10 protein-coding genes are annotated in these 8,464 nt (G+C 31.6%); 1 reads left to right on the plus strand and 9 read right to left on the minus strand.

Annotated elements, in window-relative coordinates:
* Positions 1-227 precede the first annotated feature (227 nt).
* Positions 228-707, minus strand: coding sequence for an OsmC family protein (locus tag ACNQGX_RS17975; protein WP_417978629.1), 480 nt, complete (start codon positions 705-707; stop codon positions 228-230).
* Between the two features lie 38 nt (positions 708-745).
* Positions 746-1,141, minus strand: coding sequence for an amino acid-binding ACT domain-containing protein (locus ACNQGX_RS17980; protein ID WP_417978630.1), 396 nt, complete (start codon positions 1,139-1,141; stop codon positions 746-748).
* A gap of 68 nt (positions 1,142-1,209) precedes the next feature.
* On the opposite strand from ACNQGX_RS17980, the gene ACNQGX_RS17985 reads away from it, so the two are divergent.
* Positions 1,210-1,899 (plus strand): ArsR/SmtB family transcription factor, encoded by a 690-nt coding sequence (locus tag ACNQGX_RS17985; RefSeq protein ID WP_417978632.1) that lies wholly within the window; start codon positions 1,210-1,212, stop codon positions 1,897-1,899.
* A 474-nt stretch (positions 1,900-2,373) separates the two neighbouring features.
* Here the strand turns inward: ACNQGX_RS17985 and ACNQGX_RS17995 are convergent, their stop codons facing one another.
* The 7 genes from ACNQGX_RS17995 to ACNQGX_RS18025 form a co-directional block, all read right to left on the minus strand.
* Positions 2,374-2,757, minus strand: a complete 384-nt coding sequence (locus ACNQGX_RS17995; protein WP_417978633.1) for a hypothetical protein — start codon at positions 2,755-2,757, stop codon at positions 2,374-2,376.
* A 504-nt stretch (positions 2,758-3,261) separates the two neighbouring features.
* Positions 3,262-3,633: a VOC family protein gene (locus tag ACNQGX_RS18000; RefSeq protein ID WP_417978634.1), complete on the minus strand. Its 372-nt coding sequence runs from the start codon at positions 3,631-3,633 to the stop codon at positions 3,262-3,264.
* A gap of 190 nt (positions 3,634-3,823) precedes the next feature.
* Positions 3,824-4,255 carry an SRPBCC family protein gene (locus ACNQGX_RS18005; RefSeq protein WP_417978636.1) on the minus strand — a complete coding sequence of 144 codons (432 nt, stop codon included), beginning with the start codon at positions 4,253-4,255 and terminating at the stop codon, positions 3,824-3,826.
* 326 nt (positions 4,256-4,581) lie between these two features.
* Positions 4,582-5,028: an NUDIX hydrolase gene (locus tag ACNQGX_RS18010; protein WP_417978638.1), complete on the minus strand. Its 447-nt coding sequence runs from the start codon at positions 5,026-5,028 to the stop codon at positions 4,582-4,584.
* Between the two features lie 334 nt (positions 5,029-5,362).
* The gene (locus ACNQGX_RS18015) at positions 5,363-5,596 is read right to left on the minus strand and encodes a hypothetical protein (protein ID WP_417978641.1); all 234 of its coding nucleotides are present in this window, start codon (positions 5,594-5,596) and stop codon (positions 5,363-5,365) included.
* Between the two features lie 859 nt (positions 5,597-6,455).
* Positions 6,456-6,977 (minus strand): hypothetical protein, encoded by a 522-nt coding sequence (locus ACNQGX_RS18020; RefSeq protein ID WP_417978642.1) that lies wholly within the window; start codon positions 6,975-6,977, stop codon positions 6,456-6,458.
* Positions 6,978-7,601: 624 nt separating this feature from the next.
* Entirely contained in the window at positions 7,602-8,222 is a 621-nt protein-coding gene (locus ACNQGX_RS18025; protein WP_417978645.1) for a hypothetical protein, read from the minus strand.
* Positions 8,223-8,464: the final 242 nt, after the last annotated feature.

Here is an 8,464-nt window from a genome sequence, read left to right on the forward strand (position 1 = left end):
CTGGACCTTTCAATTTAGAAACACGTCTACTTGAATAGCCATTATTTAAAACTAACTCAACACATTCTTTCTTAAATGCATAATCATATTTTGATTTTCTTTCCATAAAAATACCCCCAAATAGTGTCTAACTTTTTGGGGGCAGTGCAAAGCGAGGTTGTTTTTTCTATTTATATTTTGAAATGAGTTTTACAACGGCTACCGCCGTTAGCCGTTCGTCATTTTATTTATGCAATTTCATCAATTCGGCTTGTTGATTTATGATATACAGGAAAATTAACTGAATTTGCAACAAAACATAATTGATTTGCTTTTTTATGCAATTCGTTTGCTTTCTCTATCATAGAAATTTCAGAAACAGTTACAATTGGATTTAAAGTTACTTCTGTGAACTTTCCTCCCCCATTTTCGGTTTCAATCATTATTCCAGTTGCATTGTCAATATAATCTGTTACTATAACTTTTGCTTCTGAACATAAATGTAAGTACCATAACATATGACAAGTAGAAACTGATGCTACTAATAGATCTTCTGGATTATGTTTTGTTTTATCGCCACGAAATGCAGGATCCGAAGAACCAAAAATATCTATTTTGTTTTCTACAATAATCTTATGACTTCTTTCAAATTCTTTATAATTTGATGTTCCAGTTCCTTTGTTTCCAGTCCATTCCACCGTTAATTTATAATTGTGTTGTGCGCTCATAGTAATCTAGTTTAAAAAATTCCACTCTTATTTTATCATTAACTCCACCATTCTTTAAGCCATTCTTGTGATACTTCTGTACCTTTTTCATAATCGTCAACTACTACAATTAATTGATTTGAATGGTCACTATATTGCACTAAAATATTTACGTTTGCATCGGCCATTCTTCTACAAAACATTCCTAATTGTCCTGGAACATCTTGACGAAGTTTTTGAATAATAACATTATTTATTTTTGTTACTTTAATATGAACTTTTTCTAATTCCTCTTTTGCTCTTTCTGGCTCATCAACCAAGAAATGAGCAATTGCTATTTCTCCATTTTGAAATACTCCACCACCTTCAAGGCTAATTTTGTTTTTACCTAATGTTACCCCCATCAAAGCCAAGGTACCTGGCTTGTTCTCTAATAAAATTTCAATGTCTTGCATTTTTTACATTTTTTGTTTGAGCAAAGGAAATACAATTATTACTTTTACACTTCATTTAAGATTGAACTATGAATGTAGAAGATAAATTTGTTTCAATCACCGCTTTGATTTGTGAGCCCACAAGAGCAAAAATGCTTTGGAATTTGCTTGATGGTAGAGCATATACTGCAAGTGAGTTGTCTATGGTAGCAGATACTTCGCCTACTTCTGCAAGTAATCATTTGTCAAGATTGCTCGAAGCAAAAATAGTTAAAGTTGAAATTCAAGGAAGGCATAGGTATTACTCACTTTCAAATTCCGAAGTTGCTTATGCCGTTGAAGGGTTGGCAAATCTTGCAAACAATAGTTTGTCTAAAAGTGTAAAGAAAGAACCCGAAAAGTATGGTGTAAAATATTGTAGAACTTGTTACGACCATTTAGCAGGTTTTGTTGGTGTCAAAATTGTCGAAACATTAGAAACAAAAGGCTATCTAACAAAATCACAGAAAATTTATACGGTTTCTGAAAAAGGTTGGGAATGGTTCTTGTTTTTTAATATTTCAAAAGACGACTTTAAAAATAATCGGCGTCCTATAACACGTCAATGCCTTGATTGGTCTGAACGACGTCCTCATTTAGCTGGTCAGCTTGGGAATGTTTTTTTAGAAAAAATGTTTGAAAAAAAATGGTTTAAAAAAATAGAATTTTCAAGAGAGTTAGTAGTAACAGCGAAAGGTCGTCAGGAGATTTACGATTTGTTAGGTGTCGCGCTACAATGACAGTTATCATATTGTGATCTGGAGCTAAACCCTTCAACAACCACATGAGTTCAATGTTACGGGAACATTCTTTTTCCAGTGTTCGCGAGGAATCTACCGAAACTGCTGTTAGCGATAGTGCTTATCTATTTTCAAGACAATCGATAAATCAAAATGCAAAGTGCAATTAATACTATCGTTGTATAAATTATCTTATTATATTTTGCTAACCAGTTTGGCAAATAGATATCAAAATTATCGTTTGTAGAATTCGAATATTTTCGAGCCAACAAGGTTATTGGACAAATCGATTTAAAAATGGTTAAAGTTATTATTTCCAAAAAAATTAAGCAAATACAAATCCAAACCCACTTATCTATTTTATTTACAATTACAGCGTAAAGAAGATAAAAAATAACAACATTGAAAAATACCCATATTGCGGTATGAAAAAGTTTTATAAGTCTGAGATTTGTGTTCGCTGACATTTCAGATTTAATGTTGTAATATTTTAAAGAATATATACGGCGCCGAAATAATCCAAATCGGAATCAACAACCAAATATGTCCGTTCATAATATTATATTCATCTAATAATTGACTCAAGGTATTTCCTCTATAAAATCCTAATCCAAATTCAAAAACTAAAGTTAAGACTAACCAAATTAATCCCACAAACAACGATTGCGAAACTGACTGAGGCGGAAATCTTTTTATAACAAAAAACATATAAACCCCTAAAAAGATAATTAATGATAAAGTGGAAAGTTGGCGAGCTGCTAATTCATCAATATATTTTTTATACCATAAATCCCTTGCCGTACCGTTTACGATTGCAATAAAAACCATTGGAAACCAAAGTAAAAAATATTTCAGCATAATTTTATTGCATTAAGTTCTTGAATTGCACGAACGTCTGTTGGTATTATCGCTAACATTCCCTTACTACAAGTGGTTTGGGGCTAAATTAAGCCATTTTTTCGGATTTGTCTGAACAAACCAAAGACAAACCATTTTCCAAATTAAACCAATTGCCCTAATCTCTTAAAACCGCTATTATAGACAGTTTTATTAAATCTTTATTGTATCTAATCCTGAAATTATAGAATCGATATTTCGATTTGGCATCATCCCGTCAGCATACATATTTGTTTGTCCCGTTTGTAAGTGAAGAAGCCAATACTCTAAACTTTCTTTGAATATATCTTCAATGAATTTTGGGTTTTGTGATGCTTCAACGCCAGCATAACCATTTCCAGCAATAAAAGTTTCATTGCTCTTTTTTTTAGAAGGATCAAATAATTGAGCCCCTTCATAGCTAAGTGCTTTTTATGATTTCACCATTGAGTTTAAAAACCATTTCATTTTTTTCTTCCAAATAAATTATAATGATATTAAAAGATAATATCCGTCTAAATCTCGTATTGCAAATTCTTCTTTTCCTGAATTTCGGTTTAAATGCCGTTCTATTTCAAGAATTGCGTTTAGTTTTTTTGCCTTCTCCCAAACCACATTCAAATCATCAACTCGCAAATATAAAATTAATCCATTACCTATTTCTATATTCGGATTTACCAAAGTTGGATGTTCATGTTCACCCCATTTATGCAAACAAAGAATCGCACTTTCATTTTGATCAGTCAATATTTCAAAAGTGTCACCTCCGTGATTGCTTTTGCAACCTAAAAGTTCTTGATACCATTTGGAACTTTTTGAAACATCTTTAACGCCAATTATTACTTCTGTTCTTGTCATTTTTTCTGTTAGCTATAGGTTGGTTCTGCGGTATAATGACTGCCAACGGTTTCGGGCATTAGAAACCACAAAACTGTTTGCCCGCACTATGTTTATTAATTGTTCAAATATTCATACTCGCACTGTCCGCCGAGAGGAACTGTCGGAAAGATGCTCAACTGTCCACTGATACTTTTCAATAATGTTTTTTTCATTTATTTTCCAAGACCCTTTTTAGTCCAGCCAGTAACGTCTCCCACATTTTTTGGGAATGTTCCTTAGCTTTTTCGTTTGCATTATTGTCTTGAGATAATGATACAAGCGTATGGCTTTCTTCATTAGAAAGTTCATAGGTCAGGGTGTGATAATTCTCTGGAACATCAGGAACTCCTGAAAGAGGGCTAAAGTGTGAATACTGGAGTGTATTCATTGGTTTTACTTTAAGAATAATTCCTTTATCCTCGTATGGTTTTCCTTCCCATATACCTTTCCAAATGATTGAACTACCTTCTTTCCATTCCGAAACAACTTCCGTTCCGAACATATATTGCTTAATCATTTCAGGTGTAATGAGAGCTTCCCAAACTTTTGCGATGGAAGCATTAATATCAATAGTTGCTTTTGCGATTAATCCTTCATTCATAATATTTATTTTTTAGTGTGTTTGTCTGTTTAGTAGTTACTGTGTCGTCTTTTACAATAACCGATAACGTCAGTTCTCCCGAAGCGTCGGAATAAAAACCTTAAAACGAACTTTATTTTATTGATTATAAAGTAAATATATGGGATTTAAACTATAATTATATCCTTTGCAAAAAAGACTTTGAATTAAGGCAATAATAATAATAATAATAATAATAATAATAATAATAATATGCACGTGTAATCAGTTGCGTCCAACACAGCTTTCATTGTTTGTGCTACGCACGCAACGAAACTCTTGCTGTTAGCCACTGGCATTTCCGTTTGTTATGGGTTTGATATAATTACTGATTTAGTAAAAATAATTTTATTATCAATGATAGAATCCCAATCCCAGAGTTGCATTTTTTCTAATAGAAAATCTTTCGAGAAAATTGCATTTATTTCTTCAAAATCTATCCAATCAAATCCGTGATGCTCTTCAGATATACGAATTTTATCTGTCTTCATTTCACTGAAATATATAATACCTGTAATTTGACAATTGTCATTATGCATATAATTCCAAGTATCGATCACTTTAATAGGTTTAATTTCAATTCCGAGTTCTTCGTATATTTCTCTTTTTAGAGTTTCTTCAGCGGTTTCACCAAATTCCATTTTGCCACCAGGTAAGTCCCATAATTTTTGACCATTTTCAAAATTATAGACGGCTAAAAACTTGTTGTCTTTAATAATCAGGGTTTTTATAGAAAAGAATATTTTTTTATCCATACCTGTTCATTGTTTTAAAATTAACCTTCTCTCATTCAGCCAATCTATTTTATGCATAAAGTTTTTTATGCTTGTCGCTAACGTCAGCGTGTCTAATAACCTCCATTTTAATATTTCATATTCGGACTCCCATCTTTGAAAAATCTCAAATATGCAATTCTCAGAGGGTTGTTTTAGGTTTTTAGACAGTTTGACATCGTCCCGCTGCTACAAGTGACTTGGGAAGCAAGTTACTATTTATCTTTCGGTTGTCACTAAACTCTCAAATACAAACCCATATTTACATTAAGCCAAATACCCAAATCAATTGTAGCAAGTGTTGGCAGACGTACTTCTATGAAATCCAAGTTTCTTCCATTTTAATTATTTTCCATTTATTCTTCACTTTTTTGATATAGACTTTATTTCCATAACCACATAATCTTCCACAAGTAAATCCAACATCAAGAATTCCGTTTTCTCTTTTTTGATCAAATTTTATTCCTGAAACGCTTAATATTCCTGAAAAGTTGAATTTATATTTTCTTTCAAAAATATTTTCTTTATCAAATTCATTTATACTTTTCAATTTGAATTTACTATTTAATTTGATATTTTTAAAATTCAGAATATATTCTTTAGTTTTGTCTGTTTCTATTTTTATTAAAGTGTCTTTTGGAAAATTTTTGACTATTATTTTTTTATACTCTTTTTCATAAGGCAAAATTTTTGGATCAAAAGCAATAATTACTTTAGAAGTATCTTTTTCAACATCAGAAACTTGTTGTTTCCATTCTTTTAAATTTTGAATTTCTTCTGGAGTTGCTTTCGTTGAATCAGTTTTAACATAATGACCTTCTTTGTTAAATATTGGTTTCCCATATCTAGGCGGAGGATTTCAAAAAATTCTTGTATCAACACAAGTTGAGTCTATTATGCTTGGCAAAATTTCAGCCAATACATTTCTGTTAAATTCAATATCATTCTCATTCTTTTTACAACTCGCAAAAAGAAGAATAATTAAGATAAATGTTATTTTTTGAAGTTTCGTCATAATATGTTTGTCAACGTCAGTTCGTCTTAAAACCTCCAAACGAATTGATTTTTGTTAATTAGAAAGTAATATATGGGATTTCAACTATAATTCAAACTCTTTCCTGCAGCCTTCGACTAGCTGTGGGCGGCAAGAGCAAAGCACCAATAGCTGCCCAAGTGCAAAATACAATTTCTTGTCATTAACCGCGTTACAAACGCTACGATTTACCAAGCAATTTAAGTAGGCACTCGATGCAATCAAGCACCAAAGAACGTTGACAAACAAGCTCCAGTGGGAAAACCCGTTTTGAGCCATGATAATTTTAATGATCACGCCAAGTAAGTAAGAACAAAAAGGGTAACCGTTATATGGCTACCCTTGTGCTTTAAATGAGATTTGATAAATGAAAATTTTATTTAATGTATTTAACCAGATCAGCTTTTTTTAAATCGTAATCCGCCTGGCTAATTAAACCAAGATCTAATTTATCCTTAGACTTTTTCAATTCAGTTAATGCATCATCACTAGACATTCCAAAAGATTTAATTTCATTGGTATCGATAGCATTTTCAACAGCAATACTGTAATTTAATAATCCACTTACTCCTTTAGTTCTAAAAGAAACAGAATAACCAACTCTTTTATTTCCTACCACAAATATTTTTTTTATTTCTGTTTCCTGGCCAGATGAATTTGCTGGAAGTTGTGTTATCCCTATTAATACACCATCACCTTGAGTGATGTAAGCAAATGTAGCATTTGCAGATGGTTTACCAATTTTGATTCTATCACCAATTTTGTAAACTGAACCATCCTTACTAACGTAAGAAGTAAATTCACCACGGCTGCTAGTGGCTAAATCAGTATATTTTATTTCTTGTGTATAACCACAAATTGAAATGGTTAAAAAGGCAATCAATAGTAATTTTTTCATTTTAAAGGTTTAGGTTAATATTATTCAAATATAGTTTATTTTTAACTAGCTGGCTTTGTGTTAATAGGATAAAGTATCTTCTATTTCTTACTCCTTCTTTCCAACTATCATTTTTATTATAATCCCTCAATTGCTCATAAATCTTACCTCTCAGGTAAAGACCTAAAAACCAAGCCACAATAAGTCCTATTATTTCGTACCATTCCATACCTCAAATACAGAACCTATAGAAAGTCATTCTTTAGTATGAAATCAACTCCGTTTTAGATAAGCTTTAATCCCGAATTGATAAGTATACCATAATGTTACAAAACAAAAAAAGACACCTCAGTATCTTTTCTTATATAATCCCAGCGCAATAACAAATCCAAAAAGCCAGTATTCAATTAGCCACATTATTAAACTCCGCTTTCAAACCACAACAGCCATTACAATTTAGTGAAGTTCTAGAAGAATTAAGAGAAACTTTGGAGGTAACTGGCAATAATTTGAGGTCTCCCGATCTCGAAGAGCAGGGACTAGCCACAGTTTTTGAATTTCGTTGATTAAGTATTCGTTCAATTAAATATGCTGTCAAAAGTCAAATATGGAATCTTCCTAGCATTACTAAAAAAATACTGTAAATCAATCATAATTCGGAGAGAAGAGTATCTCTTCTTTATTGTTTGTTTTAATCGAAATTCTAATTTCTTTTAAACAAGCACCTTTTTTATCTTTGGTCGCACAGGATATTGAAACTTCGTCAATAAGTTTATCATTTTTGTCCCTAATAACAATTTTAGAGAGTTCTTTGTTAGTATAATAAAAATACTGTGTGTGGAAAGTTGTAAAATTATCTACTATTTTATCAATAGTTCCATCTTTATTATAATGATAAATGGCTTCATTTTCTTTGTATTGTTTTTTAGTGTAGCAGCTGATACGTTCGCGTTGTTTAGGTTTCCAACGTGTTTTACAGTAATAAGGCTCCCTATCTGGATACAATTCCACTACAAACCATAATCTCTTTTCGGTTTCTTGCAATAGATTGCCTGCAGCATCAACAGTTTTGGAGTATTTGATGCGGCCATTTCTAGTAAAGACCAGGTGCTTTTTATGCAAAAGCTTTTTCTGATTATTTACTATTACAAATATTTCTTCGGTTGCAGATTTTATTCCTTCAGGCAGCAGTCGTTTCTTAATATACTTTTTTGTAGCACATGATTGTACTGTTAAGAGTAGGATACAAAAAATTAAAACTCTCATAATCATAAAGTTTAGTTATGCACTAAGTTACGGATTTTAAAAGATTTAAAACAGAACCATGATACTAGAAGTGAGAAATAAAACAAACTTTAAACCAAATCCTAAATCCTCAATTTCACAAATCCACAAAGCGGGCATTCGATTAGCGGAAGTATTAAACTCCGCTTTTAAGTTATAGAAGGCAAACTTAAAATTCAGAAAACTATGGGATTTATTTTTCCTGTTTTAAAACCTCGCTTAAA

Origin of the sequence: Flavobacterium glycogeni (assembly GCF_048286775.1) — a bacterium.
Lineage (GTDB): Bacteria > Bacteroidota > Bacteroidia > Flavobacteriales > Flavobacteriaceae > Flavobacterium.

Bases quoted from the DNA above. Each gene is read 5' to 3' on its own strand.
- ACNQGX_RS17975 (WP_417978629.1), bottom strand. From the start codon at position 707: ATGAGCGCACAACACAATTATAAATTAACGGTGGAATGGACTGGAAAC.
- ACNQGX_RS17980 (WP_417978630.1), bottom strand. From the start codon at position 1,141: ATGCAAGACATTGAAATTTTATTAGAGAACAAGCCAGGTACCTTGGCT.
- ACNQGX_RS17985 (WP_417978632.1), top strand. From the start codon at position 1,210: ATGAATGTAGAAGATAAATTTGTTTCAATCACCGCTTTGATTTGTGAG.
- ACNQGX_RS17995 (WP_417978633.1), bottom strand. From the start codon at position 2,757: ATGCTGAAATATTTTTTACTTTGGTTTCCAATGGTTTTTATTGCAATC.
- ACNQGX_RS18000 (WP_417978634.1), bottom strand. From the start codon at position 3,633: ATGACAAGAACAGAAGTAATAATTGGCGTTAAAGATGTTTCAAAAAGT.
- ACNQGX_RS18005 (WP_417978636.1), bottom strand. From the start codon at position 4,255: ATGAATGAAGGATTAATCGCAAAAGCAACTATTGATATTAATGCTTCC.
- ACNQGX_RS18010 (WP_417978638.1), bottom strand. From the start codon at position 5,028: ATGGATAAAAAAATATTCTTTTCTATAAAAACCCTGATTATTAAAGAC.
- ACNQGX_RS18020 (WP_417978642.1), bottom strand. From the start codon at position 6,977: ATGAAAAAATTACTATTGATTGCCTTTTTAACCATTTCAATTTGTGGT.
- ACNQGX_RS18025 (WP_417978645.1), bottom strand. From the start codon at position 8,222: ATGAGAGTTTTAATTTTTTGTATCCTACTCTTAACAGTACAATCATGT.